We start from the raw sequence: 19,808 nt of genomic DNA on the forward strand, positions 1-19,808 counted from the left end.
CACGCCCAGCGTGCGCGGCTAAACTGAGCGTCGGAGGTGGCGGCATGAGCGAAGCGACAACGACAGCTTCCCTGCGCACGCGCCTTCCGCGCCTGTTCTCGCGGGCCCAGCCCGCCGGGGCGGTCGACACGCTGCTGAAGACGGTGCGGATGCACCATCCGAAGACCGATCTCGGCCTCATCGAACGCGCCTACCAGACCGCCGCCCAGGCGCACGAGGGACAGAAGCGCAAGAGCGGCGAGCCGTACATCACGCACCCGATCGCGGTCGCGCAGATCCTCGCCGATCTCGGCATCGGATCGATCACGATCGCCGCCGCGCTGCTGCACGACACGGTCGAGGACACCGACTACACCCTCGACATGGTGCGGTCCGACTTCGGCGACGAGATCGCCATGCTCGTCGACGGCGTCACCAAGCTGGACAAGCTCAAGTACGGCGACAGCGCGCAGGCAGAAACCGTCCGCAAGATGGTCGTGGCGATGTCGAAGGACATCCGCGTGCTCATCATCAAGCTCGCCGACCGGCTGCACAACGCCCGGACCTGGGGATTCGTCGAAGGCGGCTCCGCGAAGCGGAAGGCGCAGGAGACCCTCGAGATCTATGCGCCGCTCGCCCACCGGCTCGGCATCCAGACCATCAAGTGGGAACTGGAAGACCTGTCCTTCGCGGTGCTCTATCCGAAGCTGTACGTCGAGATCGAAAGCCTGGTGAAGAACCGAACCCCGCAGCGGGAGGAGTTCGTCCAGCAGGTCATCGACGCGGTCAGCGACGACCTCAAGGCGGCGCGCATCAAGGGCCAGGTGATGGGCCGGCCCAAGCAGTACTACTCGATCTACCAGAAGATGATCGTGCGCGGCCGCGAGTTCGACGAGATCTATGACCTGGTCGGCATCCGGGTGCTCGTGAACACCGTGCGCGACTGCTACGCGGTGCTGGGTGCGATCCACGCGCGCTGGAATCCGATCCCCGGCCGGTTCAAGGACTACATCGCCACACCGAAGTTCAACCTGTACCAGTCGCTGCACACCACCGTGATCGGCCCGAAGGGCCGCGCGGTCGAGATCCAGATCCGCACGCACGACATGCACCAGCGTGCCGAGTTCGGTGTCGCCGCGCACTGGAAGTACAAGGAGCGGGTGGGCGGCGGCAAGAGCGAGCAGTCGAAGAGCGACACCGACATGGCGTGGCTCGCGCACATCACCGACTGGCAGGCGGAGACTGCCGACCCGACCGAGTTCCTCGATTCCCTGCGCTTCGAGATCGGCGCGAAGGAAACCTACGTGTTCACCCCGCAGGGCAAGGTCATCGGGTTGCCTGCCGGCGCCACCCCGGTCGACTTCGCCTACGCGGTTCACACCGAGGTCGGGCACCGCACCATGGGCGCGAAGGTCAACGGCCGGCTGGTGCCGCTCGAGTCCACACTCAACAGCGGCGACGTCGTCGAGGTGTTCACCTCGAAGAACCCCGACGCGGGGCCCAGCCAGGACTGGCTGAGCTTCGTGAAGAGCCCTCGCGCCCGCAACAAGATCCGCCAGTGGTTCACCAAGGAACGACGCGACGAGGCCATCGAGCACGGTAAGGATGCCATCGCCCGGGCGATGCGCAAGCAGAACCTTCCGCTGCAGAAGCTCATGACCCAGGACTCGTTCTCCGAGGTCGCCGCGGCGATGCGCTACGACGACGTCAGCGCGCTGTACGCCGCGGTCGGTGAGGGACACGTCTCCACGCAGTCGGTGATCGAGAAGGTGCTCGCCTCGCTGCAGGCGGAACCCGACCTCGACGAGGCGGAGATCGCGTTCCCCAGCAAGGGCAGGGCCCGGCCGCTTCGCCCGAGCGATTCCGGCGTGCTGGTGCGCGGCGCTCCCGACATCCTGGTGAAACTGGCCAAGTGCTGCACCCCGGTGCCTGGCGACGCGATCGTCGGCTTCGTCACCCGCGGCCAGGGCGTCTCGGTACACCGCAGCGACTGCAACAACGTGCAGTCCCTGCTGAACGAACCGGACCGGATGATCGACGTGGAGTGGGCACCCACCTCCAAGAGCGTGTTCCTGGTACAGATTCAGGTCGAGGCGCTCGACCGGGCCGGCCTGCTCTCGGACGTCACGCGCGTGCTCAGCGAGCATCACGTGAACATCCTGTCCGCGTCGGTGTCGACCTCGAACGACCGGCTCGCGCTCAGCCGATTCGTCTTCGAGATGGGCGACACCACCCACCTCGACCGGGTCCTGAACGCCGTGCGCCGGATCGAAGCGGTCTACGACGTCTACCGGGTCTCCTCAGGCTGAGCCAGCAGGCGCTGGACCGCTCGGCGTTTGAACGGCAGGTGCGGACGCCTCTCGAGTGACGCGATGCACTCGGCCACGCTCAGCTCGCCGATCTCGAGGAGGGCCGTGACCGTTGCCGCGACGCGAGCGGCTTCGCGGCTGTCGTGATCGAACCTGACCAGGTCGCCGATGGTGCGCAGGGGAGTGGTGACGGCGAGGCCGCCGATCGTCAGGCACTCGTCATCCTCGATCGCCACCTCCCGCACCGCGCCCTGTAGCGCGGTGGGATGCGCCACGCGGGCTTCGATCCTGGTGCAGAAGGTGTGCCGCGGCGGCGGCGCGCATGCCCCCAACACCCAGGCGGCGCTCCACCGCTCGGCGATCAGCCGCTCGTTCAGCCCACGCCGGATCGCCGCAGCCCGCAGCGCGGGCGAATCGAACTCGTCGATGGGCGAGAACGCTTCGTCGACGGCGAACAGGTCGCCGTCCAATCGCATGGCGGAGAGCTCAGCAAGCGGAACGTCGGTGACGGTGAGCATTACGGTCTGACGAATCGCCATGCCAGCCATGCTTCCCCCGGCGTCGGAGTAGCACCGATCACGGGGTCTCGGCGGTGGAGAATCAGCCGCTGTGGAAGAGCGGTGGCGTTGCCGCCGAGAATCCTTACCCGAGGGCGTCCAGCCAGACCTTCCTGGCTTCGAGAGCTTCCTGCGCCTCAGCGATCTTCTTGGTGTCGCCGGAGGCCTTCGCCGCCTCCAGCTCCTCGTCGAGCTTCGCGATCGCGCTCTGCAACTGGCTGGCGAGTCCCTCGGAGCGAGCAATGCGCTCGGGGTTGTTCTTCTCCCAGTGCTCGTCGTCGAGCTTCTTCACGGCGTTCTCCACCTTGCGCAGGCGTTCCTCAACCGTCTTCACCTGCTCGCGCGGCACTCGGCCGATCTCATCCCACTTGCGCTGGATGACAGTCAGCGCCTCGCGGGCCTTCACCCGGTCGGTCTCAGCAAGGATCGGCTCAGCCTGCTCGAGAAGGGCAAGCTTCAACTCGAGGTTCTCCTGGTACTCGGCGTTGTCGCGCGCGTCGAGCTCACCCTTCGCGGAGTAGAGCACATCGCCCGCGGCCTTGAACCGGGCCCACAGGGAATCGTCGAACTTCTTGCCGGCCCGGCCGGCGCGCTTCCAGTCATCCAGCAGCGCACGGTAGGCGGGGATGCCGTCCACTCCCTTCGGGGTGAGCGCCTCAGCCTGCTCGACCAGAGCCTGTTTGCGGGCGCGCGCCTCACGGTGCGCGGAGTCCAGCTCGGCGAAGAACGTCTTGCGGTGCCCCTCGATGGTGGTCCGGGCGGCGCGGAACCGTTTCCACAGTTCGTTGCTCTCTGCCTTGGGCAGCCGAGGGCCTTCCTGCTGGTGCTTCTGCCAGCGCGCGAAGATGTCGTCGATCTGCGCGGTGACCTGCTTCCACTGCGCCTTGGCGGGATCCGCGGCCGCAAGCGTCTCGGCCTCGACCACGAGCGACTCGCGGTAGCGGAGCGCTTCCTCGACGGCCGCCTTGGCCTCCGCGGACTGCTTCTCGGTGAGCTCGCCGACCGAACTGCTCAGCGCCTCCAGACGAGTCCGGAGCGCGGCAAGGTCACCGACGGCGTTCGCATCCTGGACCGCGGCAGTCAGAGTCTGCACGGCCTTCGCTACGTCAGCAGCGGGCGCACCGCGGCGGGCACGCTGCTCGAGCAGGCCCACCTGCCCGGCCAAATCCGCATACTTGCGCTCGAAATACGCGAGCGCCTCTTCGGCCGATCCGTCTGGGTATTGACCGACTTCACGCTCGGTCTCGCCCTCACGAACGAACACGGTTCCGGTCTCGTCCACACGGCCCCAGGGAGCCTTATCGTTGGTAACCACGCACCACCTCGATGTATCCACGCCGGTTGCCTCTAACCAGCAGGCACCCAGCCTATTGCACGACCTATTGCAGGGTGATACCCGTAATGCTTGTCGGGACCGCGGGAGCTCCATCGGAGGACCCATCGGCAGTGCCGGCATCCGTGATCTCAGCGGTCAGCGCGTCCAGGCCGCTGGTGACCCTGCCGAGCACGGTGTAGCCGCCCGCGGCATCGGCCGGGATCGTCGTGTCGCCGTAGACGATGAAGAACTGGCTGCCCATGCTGTGGGCGTTTCCGCTCTGGCGGGCCATGGCGATCGTGCCTGCCGGGTAGACGTCGTCGGCCGGGGCGTTCTCGATCGGGCCGTACCGGAAGTCCGGTCCGCCGGTGCCATCACCGCTCGGGTCGCCGCACTGCAGCACCGAGAAGCCCTCGCCAGTGGTCAGTCGGTGGCAGGTGGTGCCATCGTAGAAGCCGCTCTGCGCCAGGCTGATGAACGAGGAGACACCCTGCGGTGCGAGCGCACCGTCCAGTTCGATGCCGAGCGGGATGCCGTTCAGCGCCAGCTCACCGGTCCAGACGCGATCCTCGGCGATCGAGGCCTCCGGAACCTCACCGGTGTTCTCGCCGGTTGCGGTCTCTTCCGGCTCGGGAGTCGCCGATGCGGATGCCTCGGGCTCCGGTGCACCGGGCCCTGAGCTGAAATACAGCACCTGGGCGGTCGTGGCCAGGGTGGCGATCACGACCAGGGCGATCGCGGCGATCCAGTTGTCGCGCACCCGGCGGGCGACGCTGCGGGTGTGAACCTGCTGGCGTGCCTGGTAACGACGGAGTCGCTCGCGAGCTTCGCGATCCTGGCTCGTTGGTTTGGCCACGTATTCCTCCGTCGGGCTCGAACAGTCCAGAAGAACTTTAGTGAGGCGGCAACAGCCCGGCCAAATGCGCGGGTGAGCGGGGGTGTCAGCGGGCCCGATTAGGCTTGCGGCATGACCGCCCAGCCCGGGCTCCACCACGGAGCCACCCCGCTCGCGGTGCGCATGCGACCCACCTCGCTCGACGAGGTCGCCGGCCAGAAACACCTGCTCGGGCGAGGATCGCCCCTGGTCAGCCTTGCCACCGACGCATCCGGTGCGCGCGGATCCGTCTCCGTGATCCTCTGGGGTCCACCAGGCACCGGCAAGACCACTCTCGCGCAGACCATCGCGCACAGCTCCGGTCGCCGGTTCGTTGAGCTGTCCGCGGTGACCGCTGGCGTGAAAGACGTGCGCCAGGTGATGGAAGAGGCCCGCTCGAACCGCGACCTCTACGGGGTCTCGACGGTGCTGTTCCTCGACGAGATCCACCGCTTCACGAAGGCCCAGCAGGATGCCCTGCTGCCCGGAGTCGAGAACGGTTGGGTCATCCTGATCGCAGCAACCACCGAGAACCCGTCGTTCTCGGTGATCGCGCCGCTGCTGTCCCGATCGCTGCTGCTCACCCTCGAACAGTTGAGCGACGACGATCTTGGGATCCTCATCGACCGCGCGGTCAGCGCCGAACACGGACTGAACAACGCCGTCGTGATCGACCCAGACGCGCGCGCCGCCCTGATCCGGTTGTCATCCGGAGACGCCAGACGAGCCCTCACCGCGCTGGAGGCCTCCGCACTGGCTGCGACCGCCGAGGCCGCCGAAGCCGATGATGCAGACAGCGATGATCCAGACACCGAGGCCGCTGACGCGGATCCCGCCAAGCCGGTCGTCACCGCCGACACGATCGCGCGCGCTGTCGACCGGGCGCTGCTCCGCTACGACCGGAACGGCGACGAGCACTACGACGTGATCAGCGCCTTCATCAAGTCGATCCGAGGGTCGGACGCCGACGCCGCCCTGCATTACCTGGCACGCATGATCGAAGCGGGGGAGGACCCGCGGTTCATCGCCAGACGGATCATTGTCAGCGCCTCCGAGGACATCGGCATGGCCGACCCGCAGGCACTCCCGATCGCGGTCGCCGCCGCGCAAGCGGTGCAACTGATTGGGATGCCGGAGGGACGCCTCCCGCTCGCTGAAGCGGTCGTCTACCTGGCCACCGCCCCGAAATCGAACGCCGCATACACCGGCATCAACGAGGCCATCGCCGACGTCAAGGCCGGCGCGTTCGGCCGGGTGCCGAAGCACCTGCGCGACGGGCACTATCCTGGCGCCAAGAAGCTCGGTCATGGCAAGGGCTATCGGTACGCGCACGACGCCGACATCGGCGTCGTCGAACAGCAGTACCTGCCGGATGACCTGGCCGGCCGCAACTATTACCGGCCGACCGAGCACGGGCACGAGCGTGAGGTCGGCGCGCGCTGGTCGAAGCTGCGCAGGATCATCCGCGGTCAGGCGTGATCTGGTACGCTGAACGCTGCCTGATTCGGTTTCTCGCGTGCGGCTGCGTCGAGATTCCGTAAAGGAGCTTCAGTCTGTAGCCGACTGACCTCCGCGGCACACCCCTCTGACTTCCACCGGCCCTCGGTGTCGCGTCCATGCGTGAGCGCGCACAACGCCGGTGTCATCCGTTAGTTCGACAGAAAAGGACATCGTGTCTACCAAGTCACGTACTCGCAGCAAGACCCGCCTCTCGCGCGCGCTCGGTATCGCCCTCACCCCGAAGGCTGCCAAGTACCTCGAGAAGCGCCCATACGCTCCCGGTGAGCACGGCCGCACCAAGCGCAAGGCCGACAGCGACTACGCGGTTCGCCTGCGTGAGAAGCAGCGCCTGCGCGCCCAGTACGGCATCCGCGAGGCACAGCTGAAGATCGTCTTCGCCGAGGCCCGCCGCCAGCCAGGCCTGACCGGTGAGAACCTGGTCGAGCTGCTGGAGATGCGCCTGGACGCCCTCGTGCTGCGTGCCGGCTTCGCCCGCACCACCGCACAGGCTCGCCAGCTGGTCGTGCACCGCCACATCCTCGTCGACGGCCAGCTCGTCGACCGTCCGTCCTTCCGCGTGAAGCCGGGCCAGCTCATCCACGTCAAGGAGAAGAGCGAGAGCCTCGACGTCTTCCAGGTTGCCGCCGCCGGTGGCCACGCTGAGGTCCTGCCGAAGGTTCCCGCCTACCTCGAGGTAGAGCTCGACAAGCTGCAGGCCCGCCTCGAGCGTCGCCCGAAGCGTGCCGAGGTTCCGGTCACCGCCGAAGTTCAGCTCGTCGTCGAGTACTACGCCGCCCGCTGATTCCAGCGGCTGCTAGACAAGTACTGCCACAAAGGCGGGTCATCCTTCGGGGTGGCCCGCCTTTGCAGTTTTGCGCATGGTCAGCAAAGGCGCAGCAAGTAAGCTGACTATTCGGATCAATCGAGAGGGGATTCTCCATGAAGAACGCACTGTGGTTGCTCATCGGTGTTGCAGCAGGATTCGTCGTCGCCCACCAGGTGAACAAGACACCGCAGGGTCGGCAGTTCTTCGAGGGTCTCGACGCGAGGACCAGGTCGTTCACCGACGCGGTCGTCGACGGCTACAAGTCGCGGGAAGCGGAACTGCGTGCGGCGGTCGCCGACGCCGAGGACGCCATCGCCGACCTCGCCAAGCACGCCAAGTAGCCCGCTCCACGCGAACGGGCTGTCACCGGCCCGTTCGCTTACGCATGCCATCACCACAGGGAAAAAATGCACACCGCTGATATTCAACGCCGCTGGCTCGACTTCTTCGGTCAGCGCGGACACACCGTCGTCCCCTCCGCCTCACTGATCGCGGATGACCCCACGGTGATGTTCACGATCGCCGGCATGGTGCCGTTCATTCCCTACCTGACCGGACTCGTCCCGGCGCCGTTCCCGCGCGCCACCAGCGTGCAGAAGTGCATCCGCACCCTCGACATCGAAGAGGTCGGCAAGACCACCCGGCATGGCACGTTCTTCCAGATGAACGGCAACTTCTCGTTCGGCGACTACTTCAAGGAGCAGGCAATCGCCTACGCCTGGGAGCTGCTCACGACATCCGAGAGTGATGGCGGACTCGGCTTCGACGAGAAGGACCTCTGGGTCACCGTCTACGAGGACGACGATGAAGCGGTGCACTTCTGGCAGAAGGTCGCCGGGCTCCCGCTTGAACGGATCCAGCGGCTGGGCAAGGCCGACAACTACTGGTCGACCGGTCAGCCCGGTCCTGCCGGGCCCAGCTCGGAGATCTACGTTGACCGCGGCCCGAAGTACGGCCGCGACGGTGGACCCGCGGTCGACGACAGCCGGTTCATTGAGATCTGGAACCTGGTCTTCATGCAGCACCTCATCGACGACGTGCAGTCGAAGACCGAGTTCCGCATCGTCAGCGAACTGCCGCGCATGAACATCGACACCGGTATGGGCATGGAGCGCGTCGCGTTCCTGAAACAGGGCGTCGAGAACTTCTACGAGATCGACCAGGTCCGGCCGGTGCTGGACAAGGCTGCTGAGCTGTCCGGTCGCCGCTACGGCGCCGATCACGGAGACGACGTGCGGATGCGCGTGGTCGCCGACCACGTGCGTTCCGCGCTCATGCTGATGTCCGACGGCGTGACCCCGAGCAACGAGGGCCGCGGCTACATCCTGCGCCGCCTGCTGCGCCGCTCGATCCGCGCAATGCGCCTGCTCGGCGTGCAGGAAGCCGCCTTCGGCGAACTGTTCCCCGCCTCCCGCGACGCCATGAAGGCCTCCTACCCGGAGGTCGCCACCGAGTTCGACCGGATCAACCGGCTCGCCACCGGTGAGGAGGAGACCTTCCTCGCCACGCTGGAGAGCGGCACCAGCATCCTCGACCTCGCGGTGACCAAGACCAAGTCCGACGGCGCCCAGACGCTGCCCGGCGACACCGCGTTCCTGCTGCACGACACCTTCGGCTTCCCGATCGACCTGACCATGGAAATGGCCGAGGAAGCCGGGCTGAAGGTCGACCGGGATGCGTTCGACAAGCTGATGGCCGACCAGCGCAACCGGGCGAAGGCTGACGCCAAGGCGAAGAAATCCGGGCTTGCCGACCTGTCGGTGTACAGCGCGTTCCGCGCCCAGGGCGAGACCGTGTTCACCGGCTACGAGTCGTTGCAGACCGAAACCTCGGTGCTCGGCGTGATCGTCGACGGCGTATCCGTCAGTCGGGCGACCACGGGTCAGATCGCCGAGGTCATCCTCGCCGAGACGTCGCTGTACGCGGAATCCGGCGGCCAGGAAGCGGATGCCGGCAGCATCGTCGGCGCCGCGTTCGATCTCGAAGTGCTCGACGTGCAGCGTCCGGTGAAGGGGCTGGTCAGCCACAAGGTCCAGGTCCGTTCAGGCGAAGTCGGCGTGGGCGAGGCGGCGACCAGTGTGGTCGATCCCGCATGGCGGCAGGCAGCCACCCAGGCGCACTCTGCGACCCACCTGATCCACGCCGCCCTGCGCCAGACGCTCGGCCCGGACGCGCACCAGGCCGGTTCCTACAACAAGGCGGGCTACATGCGGCTCGACTTCAACTGGAACAAGCCGCTGTCGAGCGACACCCGCACCGAGATCGAAGAGATCGCCAACAACGCGGTGCACGACGACCTCGAGGTCGTCACCCGGATCATGCCGCTCGACGAAGCCCGCCAGCTCGGTGCCATGGCACTGTTCGGCGAGAAGTACGGCCAGACGGTGCGTGTCGTCGACATCGGTGGTCCTTGGTCGCGTGAACTCTGCGCCGGCACGCACGTGTCCCGGTCCTCGCAGGTCGGCCTGATCAACCTCATCAGCGAATCCAGCATCGGCTCCACCAACCGACGGGTCGAGTCGCTTGTCGGCCTGGACGCGTTCCGTGACCTTGCCGCTGAGCGTGCCATCGTGTCACAGCTGACCTCCAGCCTGAAGACGCCGCGCGAGCAGCTGCCTGACCGCATCGCCGACCTGATGGCTAGCCTCAAGGCGGCCGAGAAGAAGATCTCGCAGTACGAGGCGCAGGCTCTCGCCGGTCGTGTCCCCGCGATCGCCGCGAACGCGCGGCGGGTCGGCCAGGTCTCCGCTGTGCTCGAGCACATCGGCCAGGTCGGTTCCGGCGACGATGTCCGCAGCCTCGTGATGGCCGTGCGTGAACGCCTCGGCAGCGACGCGGCCGTTGTGGCCCTCGCGGCGGATGTCGCGGGCAAGCCCGCGGTCATCGTCGCCACCAACGACGCCGCACGGTCGGCCGGGGTGAAGGCCGGTGCGCTCGCGAAGCTCGCCGCCGGCACCCTCGGCGGCGGCGGTGGCGGCAAGGACGACATGGCCCAGGGTGGCGGCTCGAAACTCGACGCCATCCCCGCGGCCCTCGAAGCCATCGCCACTGCGCTGGAGAACTGACGTGCGCCCCGGTCGACGCCTCGGCGTCGACGTCGGGCGAGCGCGGGTCGGGCTCGCCGCCAGCGACCCGCACGGGATGCTGGCCACCCCGGTGGCGACCCTGCAGCGCACCGAATCCACGGTGCGCGAGGTGCTCGCCGCCGCCGCCGAGTACGAGCCGGTCGAGATCGTCGTCGGGCTGCCGCTGTCGCTGTCCGGCGGCGACACGCTGTCGACCGAGGATGCCAGGCAGTTCGCGGCCGAGCTCGCGGCGGCGACATCCGTGCCCGTCCGCCTGGTCGATGAGCGCCTGTCGACGGTCACCGCGCAGTCTGCGCTGCGGGCATCCGGTCGCAAAACCAAGGGCTCGCGCTCGGTGATTGATCAGGTAGCTGCCGTGATAATTTTGCAACATGCCCTCGACGCGGAGCGCTCGGGAGGCATCCCTCCAGGCTCCATCGTTGCCCCCGGATAAGGACTCACGTGGCCCAAGAACCCAGCTGGGAGGACCTGTTCACGTCCGCCCATGACGAATCCCGGCCGACGGCCGCACCGCATCAGACGGCGGTGCAGCAGGCAGAGCCCGACGCCGCGCCGACCAGCCGTCGGCAGGCCCGCCAGCAGCACCGGCCGGGCGGCGGTTCGCGCGGTGGGTCCAGGGGTCCGCGCGGCAAACGCCGGCTCGGCTGGCTGTGGGCGCTCATCTCGGTCGTCGCCTTCCTGGGCGTCGCGGCAGGCGCCGCATGGATGGTGTGGTCGAGCTATGAAGAGCAGATCCGCAGCGTGATGGGGTGGGAACTGCCGAACGACTACGAAGGCACCGGCAACGGCGAGGAAGTGACCATCGTGATCACCGCCGGCGAGACCGGTTCGGATGTCGCGAACAGCCTGGTCAAGGCCGGCGTGACCATGACCTACGACGCGTTCTACGACCTGGCCGTGGCCGAGAACCCGACCTTCACCCCCGGCGCGTACGCGCTGCAGAAGGAGATGAGTGCCCGAGCAGCCCTTGATGCGTTGATGGATCCCGCCAACAAGGTCACTGCGAAGGCCACCATTCGTGAGGGCGTGACCCTGCAGACGGTGTTCACGGCGCTCAGCGAGAAAACGGGCGTGCCGATTGCCGATTACGAGGCGGCAGCCGCTGATCCGGCGGCATTCGGAGTACCGGCTGAAGCGCCAAGCCTTGAGGGGTACCTGTTCCCCGCCACCTACGAATTCGACCCCGGAGTCAGCGCCCACGATCAGATCGCGCGTTTGGTGGACACCATGATGCAGAAGCTGGACGCGCTCGGCGTGGCCCCGGCTGACCGGCACCGGGTGGTGACGACTGCGTCCCTGATCCAGCGCGAAGCACGGATCGACGACGACTTCTTCAAGGTCTCGCGGGTGATCCAGAACCGGCTCGCCACCGGAATGATGCTGCAGTTCGATTCCACCTCGCACTACGGCTACGCGGTCACGCACGGCCAGAGCTCGGCCGGAGGCAGCGTCTTCACAACGGATGCCGAGCGCGCCGATCCGAACCCGTTCAACACCTATGCGCACACCGGTCTGCCAGTGGGTCCGATCGCCGCACCCGGCGACGTTGCCCTGGACGCCGCTCTGCACCCGGCGGAGGGCACCTGGCTCTACTTCGTAACGGTCAACCTGGAGACAGGGGAGACGAAGTTCACGACGACGGGTGCCGAGCACAGTGCCGCCGTCACGGAACTGCGCGCGTGGTGCAAGACGTCGGAACTCTGCTGACCCGATGACCGCCGCTTCGACGACCACGCTTGCCGTGCTCGGTTCCCCGATCGAGCACTCGAAGTCACCCGCGTTGCACCTCGCCGCCTATCGCGCGCTCGGCCTTGACTGGCAGTACGGACAGGTCGAGATGACCGGCGACCGGCTGGCCGAGTTCATCCGGACTCGGGATGCGTCGTGGCGTGGTCTCTCGCTGACCATGCCGCTCAAGCAGGACGTGCTGCCGCTGCTGGACTCGATCGATGACCGCGCCCGCCTGACCGGCGCCGCGAACACCCTGCTCTTCGACGACGGAATCAAGCGCGGCTTCAACACCGACATCGCCGGCATCACCGGGCCGTTCCGCGCCGCCGGGGTCACGCACCTCGACCGGGTGCTGATCCTCGGCGGCGGTGCCACCGCGGCATCCGCCCTCGTCGCCGTCTCCGAACTCGGCGCTGAGACGGTCACCATCGCGGTGCGCACGCCGGCGAAGGCGGCGCCGCTGGTCGAACTGGGCACGGCATGTGGGGTCACCGTGCACGTCGTCCCGCTAGGTGAGGCGCCGACCGTGCCCGCCGGCGCGGTGATCAGCACGCTGCCGAACGGGGCGCTGTACGCGCTGGAGTTCCCGCAGGACCTGCGTGCCGACGCCGTGTTGTTCGACGTGGCTTACGACCCGTGGCCGACCGCGCTGGCTTCGGCGTGGTCGGATGCCGCCGGGCGGGTGATTCCCGGCATCGAGATGCTGATCGGGCAGGCGCTGATCCAGGTGCGGGTGTTCGTCACCGGCGACCCGGACACGGTGCTGCCGGACGAAGACGCGGTGCACCAGGCGATGCGCGAGGCGGTGGGCGTCCGCCCCTCGCCGCTATGGGAAGATTGACCAATGCTTCGTTGGTTGACCGCAGGTGAGTCGCACGGCCCCGAATTGATTGCCATCGTGGAGGGTCTGCCCGCCGGCGTTCCGGTCAGCCTCGACACGATCCGGGCGGATCTTGCCCGCCGCAAGCTCGGCTATGGCCGCGGCGCCCGCATGAAGTTCGAAGAGGATGAGCTGTCGCTGTCCGGCGGTGTCCGGCACGGTCTGAGCCAAGGCGGTCCGGTCGCGATCCGCGTGGGCAACACGGAGTGGCCGAAGTGGGTCGACGTGATGAGCGCGGAGCCGGTGGATCCTGCCGTGTTGAGCGGTGGCCGCGGTGCCCCGCTGACGCGGCCGCGTCCCGGCCACGCCGACCTGGTCGGCATGCAGAAGTACGGCTTCGATGAGGCCCGGCCGGTGCTTGAGCGCGCCAGCGCCCGCGAGACTGCGGCCCGGGTTGCGCTTGGTGCTGTCGCCCGCGGCTTCCTCGCCGAACTGGGCATCCGCTTGGTCAGCCACACCTTGTCGATCGGACCGGTGCGGGTACCTGAGGGCAGTCCACTGCCGTCTCCGGACGACGTCGGCACCCTGGACGCCGACCCGCTGCGCTGTTTCGATCCGGCCACGACCGAGGCGATGGTGGCCGAGGTCGACGCCGCCCACAAGGACGGTGACACGCTTGGCGGCATCGTCGAGGTGCTCGCCTACGGGCTGCCGCCCGGACTCGGCTCGTACGTGCACTGGGACCGTCGACTCGACGCCCAGCTCGCTGCCGCGCTGATGGGCATCCAGGCGATCAAGGGTGTCGAGGTCGGCGACGGCTTCCTGACTACCACCCGCCGCGGGTCGGCCGCGCACGACGAGCTCGTCCGCGACGGCGAACTGATCTCGCGGCTGAGCGACAAGGCCGGCGGCACCGAGGGTGGCATGTCCACCGGCACCGTGCTGCGGGTTCGCGCCGGGATGAAGCCGATCGCGACCGTTCCGCACGCGCTGCGCACCATCGACGTGACCACGGGGGAGGCGGCATCCGCCCACCACCAGCGCTCGGATGTCTGCGCGGTGCCGGCATCCGGTGTCGTCGCCGAGGCGATGGTCGCGCTCGTACTGGCGAACTCGATGCTGGAGAAGTTCGGCGGTGACTCCCTGGCCGAGACTCGGCGGAACCTGGAGTCCTACCTGGCCTCGATCCCCGAGGTCATCCGCACCAGCACGGCGACCGGCGAGTAGACCGTGACCGCACGTCCGACGGCGGTCTTCATTGGCGCGCCAGGTTCTGGGAAGTCGCGGATCGGCAAGAAGGTGGCGCGCATCCTTGAGGTGCCGTTCATCGACACCGATACGCGAATCGCCGCCGAACACGGGGCGATCACCGAAATCTTCGCCACCCAGGGTGAGCAGCAGTTCCGCTTGCTGGAGCGGCGGGCAGTGGCCCAGGCGCTCACCGAGGAGGGCATTGTCTCGCTCGGTGGGGGAGCGGTCATCGACCCGGACACCCAGCTTGATCTCGCGTCGCAGCGGGTCGTGCTGCTGACCACCACGGCCGAGGCGGTCGCCGCGCGGCTCGCGAACGGCAAGCGGCCGCTGCTGAAAGACGGCGGCGTCGAGGCATGGAGCGCCCTGGTCGAATCCCGGCGCGCGATCTATGAGCGGCTGGCGACCCGCAGCTGGGACACCTCCACTCGGCCGATCGACGCCATCGCCGACGACATTGCCGCATGGCTGAAGGGCACTGCATTGCTGAAGGGCGCAACAGAATGAGCGACAACACTGAGACCGGCACCAACACCGGTACCGATATCACCGTGATCCCTGTCACCGGCGCCGACCCGTACGACGTGCGGATCGGCCGCGGACTGGTCGGCGATCTCGCCGAGCAGCTCGGCCAGAAGGTGCAGAAGGTGCTCATCGTGCACGCGCCGACCCTGGGCGCTCGGGCCGAGGCCCTGCGCGAGCAGCTCACCGGCCGGTACGAGGTGTTCCTGGCCGAGATTCCGGATGCCGAAACCGCCAAACGGGTCGAGGTCGCCGCGTTCTGCTGGCAGATCATGGGGCAGACCGACTTCACCCGCTCCGACGCGGTGGTCACCCTCGGCGGCGGAGCGACCACCGACCTCGGCGGGTTCGTCGCGGCGACCTGGCTGCGCGGGGTCAAGCTGATCCACATCCCGACCACGGTGCTGGGCATGGTCGACGCCGCGATCGGCGGCAAGACCGGCATCAACACCAACGAGGGCAAGAACCTCGTCGGCGCGTTCTACGCCCCAGCCGGTGTGCTGGTCGACCTCGACCTGCTCGACACGCTCCCGAAGAACGAGATCCTCGCCGGCTTCGCCGAGATCGTCAAGGCCGGCTTCATCGCCGAGCCGGAGATCCTCGACATCATCGAGGCGGATGTCGACGCGGTCACCGATCCGGCCACACCGCAGTTCCGTCGTGTCGTCGAACTGGCGATCGGGGTGAAGGCACGCGTTGTCGGCGTCGACTTCAAGGAGTCCGGGGAGCGCGAGATCCTCAACTACGGTCACACCCTCGGACACGCCATCGAGCACGCCGAGCGCTACCAGTGGCGGCACGGTGCCGCGATCTCGATCGGCATGGTCTTCGCTGCCGAGCTGTCGCGGCTCACCGGGTCGCTGTCGGACGCCGCAGTGGACCGGCACCGGAGCATCCTCGAATCGCTGTCGCTGCCGACCACCTACCCGGTCGGACGCTGGCGCACCCTGCTGGCGACCATGCAGCGCGACAAGAAGGCCCGCGGCAGCATGCTCCGCTTCATCGTGCTCGACGACATCGCCAGGCCGTCGGTGCTGACCGGTCCCGAGGAGGCGCTGCTGTTCGCCGCCTACCAGGAGATCGGCCGCTGAACAGCGGCTCGTCAGCGAACCTCCCGCGATTGCGTCTAAACTGCTTCGCGGGCATTTACTGCCGACAGGCTTCTTCACAAACGGAAACGGATCACTCCAATGGCTTCTACCGCTGACATCAAGAACGGCGTCGTCCTCAAGATCGACGGCCAGCTGTGGACGGTGATCGACTTCCAGCACGTGAAGCCCGGTAAGGGTGGCGCGTTCGTGCGCACCAAGATGAAGAACGTCGTCACCGGCAAGACCGTCGACAAGACCTACAACGCCGGCACCAAGGTCGACATCGAGAACGTCGACCGCCGCGACTACACCTACCTGTACAACGACGGCGACAACTTCGTCTTCATGGACCAGAGCGACTACGACCAGATCAACGTGCCCTCGACAGTGGTCGGCGATGCAGCCAACTTCATGCTCGAGAACCAGTCGGTCACCATCGCGATGAACAACGGCAACCCGCTGTACATCGAACTGCCGGCATCCGTCGTGCTCGAAGTGACCTACACCGAGCCCGGCCTGCAGGGCGACCGCTCAAGCGCTGGCACCAAGGCCGCCACCGTCGAGACCGGCTACGAGATCCAGGTTCCGCTGTTCCTTGAGACCGGCACCAAGGTCAAGGTCGACACCCGCACCGGCGACTACCTTGGCCGTGTGAACGACTAGTGTCAGCTCGCACCAAAGCGCGCAAGCGCGCCATTGACGTGCTCTATGTCGCGGATGTCCGGGAGCTTCCGATCGCGGATGTCTTCGCGGACGAGTCCCTCCGTGCCGCAGAGCAGCCGCAGCGCTCCTCGTCGTGGGGCTACGCCGCCGACATCATCAGCGGAGTCAACGAGCACAAGGACGAGATAGACGAACTGATCGAGACCTACGCCCAGGGTTGGACCCTCGCCCGCATGCCGGTGCTCGACCGCGCCATCCTGCGGATCGGCATCTGGGAGATCCTATACAACCCCGAGGTGCCGAACCCGGTCGCGATCGCCGAAGCCGTCGAATCGGCAACCGTGCTCTCCACCGATGATTCGGCCGGTTTCATCAACGGTCTGCTCGGCCGGATCGCGCAACTGAGCGCGTAACATTTCGCCCTGGTGGGCGAATGTTGCGCCGTGTTTCGCCCTGTTACGCGGCTGTTTGTCGGGCATCCGAACTCGGGAATAACGTCGCCCATGTGACCCTCACCGCAACACCTAGACGCACCGCCAGCCGGGCACTGACCGTGACCCTGGACGGCGTCGGCCGCGTCTTCGGCAGCGAGGGCGGGCTGCGACCGGTGCTGCGGGATGTCTCCATCGACATCGCCGCCGGCGAGATCGTCGCCCTCCTCGGCCCGTCCGGCTGCGGCAAGTCGACCCTGCTGCGACAGATCAGCGGCCTCGACTTTCCCGACGTCGGTGTGGTCAGCATCGACGGCACCCGCGTCTCAGGCATCGACGAGCGCAGCGCGGTCGCCTTCCAGGAGCCGCGACTGCTGCCCTGGCGAACCATCGAACGCAACATCGAACTCGGCCTGCCGAGGGGCACCGCGAAGACCGCCGGCCGCGCCCGCGTCGCCGAACTGCTCCAACTGGTTGGACTCGACCATGCCAGCAAGCTGCGGCCGCGCGAGGTCTCCGGCGGCATGGCGCAGCGCGCCTCCCTGGCCCGCTCCCTGGCCCGCAACCCCGGCGTGCTCGTGCTCGACGAGCCGTTCGGCGCCCTGGACGCGCTCACCCGACTGCGCATGCAGGACCTGCTGCTCGACCTGCATGCTGCCGAACCGGCCACCATCGTGCTGGTCACCCATGACGTCGACGAGGCCCTCTACCTGGCCGATCGGGTGGTGCTGCTCGGCAGCGAGCCCGGTATCGACGGCGCGACCGTGCAGCGGATCGTCGCCGTCCCAGGCAGTCGCCCGCGGGACCGGGCCGATTCCCGGCTCGCCGAGCTGCGCGTCGAGCTCCTCGACGGCCTGGGCGTGCCCAGCCACCACGCGGCCGAGTACGCACCGGCACGGCACTGAACTTCCTGATCCGCAAACACCGCATCCACTCTGCACCGCAATCACTCAGCCACTGAAGGAACCCGAATGAAGAATCGCTCCATTGTCAGCTTCGCGGCCATCGCCGCGGCCGGCGCTCTCGTGCTCAGCGGCTGCGCCGCAGGCGAAGGATCGGCCGTCACCCCCGCCGACGAGAACACCTCGGCCGAGGGCTGGTCGACCGACACCCTCAACATCGACTTCGCCACCTACAACCCGCTCAGCCTGGTCATCAAGGAGCAGGGACTGCTCGAAGAGGCCCTTGGCGAGGACGTCACCGTCAACTGGCTGCAGTCAGCCGGATCGAACAAGGCCAACGAGGCGCTGCGCGCCGGAGCCATCGACGTGGGCTCGACCGCCGGGTCGGCTGCACTGCTGGCCCGTTCGAACGGCTCGCCGATCCAGGTCATCGACATCTACTCGCAGCCTGAATGGGCCGCGATCGTCGTGCCCGCGGCATCCGACATCGACTCCGTCGAAGACCTCAAGGGCAAGTCCATCGCTGCCACCAAGGGCACCGACCCGTACTTCTTCCTGCTGCAGACCCTCGAAGAGGCCGGCATCGGCCAGGACGAGGTCGAGATCCAGAACCTGCAGCACGCCGACGGCAAGGCAGCACTCGAATCCGGCGCCGTCGACGCCTGGTCGGGGCTTGACCCGCTGATGGCCACCAGTGAGATCACCGCAGGCTCGAAGCTCATCTACCGCAACATCGACTTCAACACCTACGGCTTCCTGAACGCCACCGAGCAGTTCATCACCGACCACGCCGACGTCGCCCAGGTCGTCGTCAACGCCTACGAGAAGGCACGCGAGTGGGCGCAGGAGAACCCGGACGAGACCGCCGCGATCCTCGCCGAGGTCGCCGGCATCGACCTCGCCATCGCCGAGAAGGTGCTGCTCGAGCGCACCGTGCTCGACCTGGATCCGGTTCCCGGCAAGACCCAGCGTGACGTGCTCGAGATCGTCGGCCCGATCTTCGTCGAGTCCGGTGATGTCGCCAACCAGCAGCTCATCGACGACGCACTCGACGCGCTGTTCAACGACACCTTCGCGAAGAAGGCTGACGCTTCGGCGATCGGATGACCATGAGCAACATCGAGCACGAGGTGGCGGGCGCTGAACAGCGTCCCGCCACCTCGGCGCGTTCCACGAAAACGTCCGCCCGCGGATGGCTGATCCTCGGCGGCGCGGTCGTGCCGGTGCTGCTGCTGTTCATCTGGTGGGCACTGTCGGCATCCGGCGCGGTGCCCGCGTACCGGCTGCCGTCCCCGGTCTCCGTCTGGCAGGCGGCGGTGGACATGACCGCTGATGGCACGCTTGGCACGCACGTGGCCATCTCCACGCAGCGTGTGCTGCTCGGCTTCCTCATCGGTTCGCTCGTCGGGCTGCTGCTCGGCGCGACCGTCGGCCTCTCGAAGTTCGCGAACATCCTGCTCGCGCCCACCATCGGCGGATTCCGCGCGGTACCGTCGCTGGCCTGGGTGCCGCTGCTCACGCTCTACGTGGGCATCAACGAGGACTCCAAGGTCATCCTGATTGCCATTGGTGCGCTGTTCCCGGTGTACACGACGGTGTCAGGAGCGCTTCGCCACGTCGACGCGCACCTGGTTGAACTTGGCCGCACCTACGGCCTCGGTCGCGTGCAGCTTCTGCAGCAAGTGCAGCTGCCCGCGATCATCCCGAGCATCGTCTCCGGACTGCGGCTCGCCCTGGCGCAGGCCTGGTTGTTCCTGGTCGCTGGCGAGCTGCTCGGCGCCGCCATGGGACTCGGCTTCCTGCTGACCGACTCGCAGAACAACGGCCGCATTGACCGGATGTTCCTGACGATCATCCTGCTGGCGGTGCTCGGCAAGACCACCGACGCCCTCATCGGCCTGCTCGAGAAGTACCTGCTCAAGCGCTGGGGTTAGACCGCCTCCGCTCCCGC

Annotated in this window: 19 protein-coding genes; 16 read left to right on the forward strand and 3 right to left on the reverse strand. The window is 67.4% G+C overall.

Going from position 1 to position 19,808, the window contains the following annotated elements; all coding sequences use genetic code 11:
* Window positions 1–44: 44 nt before the first annotated feature.
* On the forward strand, window positions 45–2,288 hold the full coding sequence (locus GO591_RS06485; RefSeq protein ID WP_157156070.1) for a RelA/SpoT family protein: 2,244 nt from the start codon (window positions 45–47) through the stop codon (window positions 2,286–2,288).
* On the opposite strand, the gene GO591_RS06490 is transcribed toward GO591_RS06485, so the two are convergent.
* The 3 genes from GO591_RS06490 to GO591_RS06500 form a co-directional block, all read right to left on the reverse strand.
* Window positions 2,267–2,827, reverse strand: a complete 561-nt coding sequence (locus tag GO591_RS06490) for a hypothetical protein (RefSeq protein ID WP_157156071.1) — start codon at window positions 2,825–2,827, stop codon at window positions 2,267–2,269. The two genes, GO591_RS06485 and GO591_RS06490, sit on opposite strands and share 22 nt — an antisense overlap.
* Window positions 2,828–2,930: 103 nt before the next feature.
* Window positions 2,931–4,160, reverse strand: coding sequence for a DUF349 domain-containing protein (locus GO591_RS06495; RefSeq protein WP_198295576.1), 1,230 nt, complete (start codon window positions 4,158–4,160; stop codon window positions 2,931–2,933).
* 64 nt (window positions 4,161–4,224) lie between these two features.
* Window positions 4,225–5,016 (reverse strand): peptidylprolyl isomerase, encoded by a 792-nt coding sequence (locus GO591_RS06500; protein ID WP_157156072.1) that lies wholly within the window; start codon window positions 5,014–5,016, stop codon window positions 4,225–4,227.
* Window positions 5,017–5,127: 111 nt separating this feature from the next.
* Here GO591_RS06500 and GO591_RS06505 point away from each other — a divergent pair, with 111 nt between their 5' ends.
* The 15 genes from GO591_RS06505 to GO591_RS06575 all read left to right on the forward strand — a co-directional run bounded on the left by GO591_RS06505 (window position 5,128) and on the right by GO591_RS06575 (window position 19,791).
* Entirely contained in the window at window positions 5,128–6,513 is a 1,386-nt protein-coding gene (locus GO591_RS06505) for a replication-associated recombination protein A (RefSeq protein ID WP_157156073.1), read from the forward strand.
* Window positions 6,514–6,706: 193 nt separating this feature from the next.
* Window positions 6,707–7,336 (forward strand): 30S ribosomal protein S4, encoded by a 630-nt coding sequence (rpsD, locus tag GO591_RS06510; RefSeq protein WP_157156074.1) that lies wholly within the window; start codon window positions 6,707–6,709, stop codon window positions 7,334–7,336.
* 137 nt (window positions 7,337–7,473) lie between these two features.
* The gene (locus tag GO591_RS06515) at window positions 7,474–7,701 is read left to right on the forward strand and encodes a hypothetical protein (RefSeq protein WP_157156075.1); all 228 of its coding nucleotides are present in this window, start codon (window positions 7,474–7,476) and stop codon (window positions 7,699–7,701) included.
* A 66-nt stretch (window positions 7,702–7,767) separates the two neighbouring features.
* Window positions 7,768–10,425: an alanine--tRNA ligase gene (alaS, locus tag GO591_RS06520; RefSeq protein WP_157156076.1), complete on the forward strand. Its 2,658-nt coding sequence runs from the start codon at window positions 7,768–7,770 to the stop codon at window positions 10,423–10,425.
* A 1-nt stretch (window position 10,426) separates the two neighbouring features.
* On the forward strand, window positions 10,427–10,879 hold the full coding sequence (ruvX, locus tag GO591_RS06525) for a Holliday junction resolvase RuvX (RefSeq protein WP_232466300.1): 453 nt from the start codon (window positions 10,427–10,429) through the stop codon (window positions 10,877–10,879).
* Between the two features lie 8 nt (window positions 10,880–10,887).
* On the forward strand, window positions 10,888–12,153 hold the full coding sequence (mltG, locus tag GO591_RS06530) for an endolytic transglycosylase MltG (protein ID WP_232466301.1): 1,266 nt from the start codon (window positions 10,888–10,890) through the stop codon (window positions 12,151–12,153).
* A gap of 4 nt (window positions 12,154–12,157) precedes the next feature.
* Window positions 12,158–13,018 (forward strand): shikimate dehydrogenase, encoded by an 861-nt coding sequence (locus GO591_RS06535; RefSeq protein ID WP_157156077.1) that lies wholly within the window; start codon window positions 12,158–12,160, stop codon window positions 13,016–13,018.
* A 3-nt stretch (window positions 13,019–13,021) separates the two neighbouring features.
* Window positions 13,022–14,224 (forward strand): chorismate synthase, encoded by a 1,203-nt coding sequence (gene aroC / locus GO591_RS06540; RefSeq protein ID WP_157156078.1) that lies wholly within the window; start codon window positions 13,022–13,024, stop codon window positions 14,222–14,224.
* Between the two features lie 3 nt (window positions 14,225–14,227).
* On the forward strand, window positions 14,228–14,755 hold the full coding sequence (locus tag GO591_RS06545) for a shikimate kinase (protein ID WP_157156079.1): 528 nt from the start codon (window positions 14,228–14,230) through the stop codon (window positions 14,753–14,755).
* A complete protein-coding gene (gene aroB, locus GO591_RS06550; RefSeq protein WP_157156080.1) occupies window positions 14,752–15,861 on the forward strand; it encodes a 3-dehydroquinate synthase in 1,110 nt (369 codons plus the stop codon). The genes GO591_RS06545 and aroB overlap by 4 nt, the downstream gene beginning before the upstream one ends.
* Window positions 15,862–15,960: 99 nt before the next feature.
* Window positions 15,961–16,524 (forward strand): elongation factor P, encoded by a 564-nt coding sequence (gene efp / locus GO591_RS06555; RefSeq protein WP_157156081.1) that lies wholly within the window; start codon window positions 15,961–15,963, stop codon window positions 16,522–16,524.
* Entirely contained in the window at window positions 16,524–16,937 is a 414-nt protein-coding gene (nusB, locus tag GO591_RS06560) for a transcription antitermination factor NusB (protein ID WP_157156082.1), read from the forward strand. The genes efp and nusB overlap by 1 nt, the downstream gene beginning before the upstream one ends.
* Window positions 16,938–17,029: 92 nt before the next feature.
* Window positions 17,030–17,860 (forward strand): ABC transporter ATP-binding protein, encoded by an 831-nt coding sequence (locus GO591_RS06565; RefSeq protein WP_232466302.1) that lies wholly within the window; start codon window positions 17,030–17,032, stop codon window positions 17,858–17,860.
* Between the two features lie 66 nt (window positions 17,861–17,926).
* The gene (locus GO591_RS06570; RefSeq protein ID WP_157156084.1) at window positions 17,927–18,964 is read left to right on the forward strand and encodes an aliphatic sulfonate ABC transporter substrate-binding protein; all 1,038 of its coding nucleotides are present in this window, start codon (window positions 17,927–17,929) and stop codon (window positions 18,962–18,964) included.
* Window positions 18,961–19,791, forward strand: a complete 831-nt coding sequence (locus tag GO591_RS06575; protein ID WP_370455340.1) for an ABC transporter permease — start codon at window positions 18,961–18,963, stop codon at window positions 19,789–19,791. Before GO591_RS06570 ends, GO591_RS06575 begins: the two co-directional genes overlap by 4 nt.
* Window positions 19,792–19,808: the final 17 nt, after the last annotated feature.

Origin of the sequence: Diaminobutyricimonas sp. LJ205, assembly GCF_009755725.1 — a bacterium.
Classification (GTDB): Bacteria; Actinomycetota; Actinomycetes; order Actinomycetales; family Microbacteriaceae; genus Ruicaihuangia.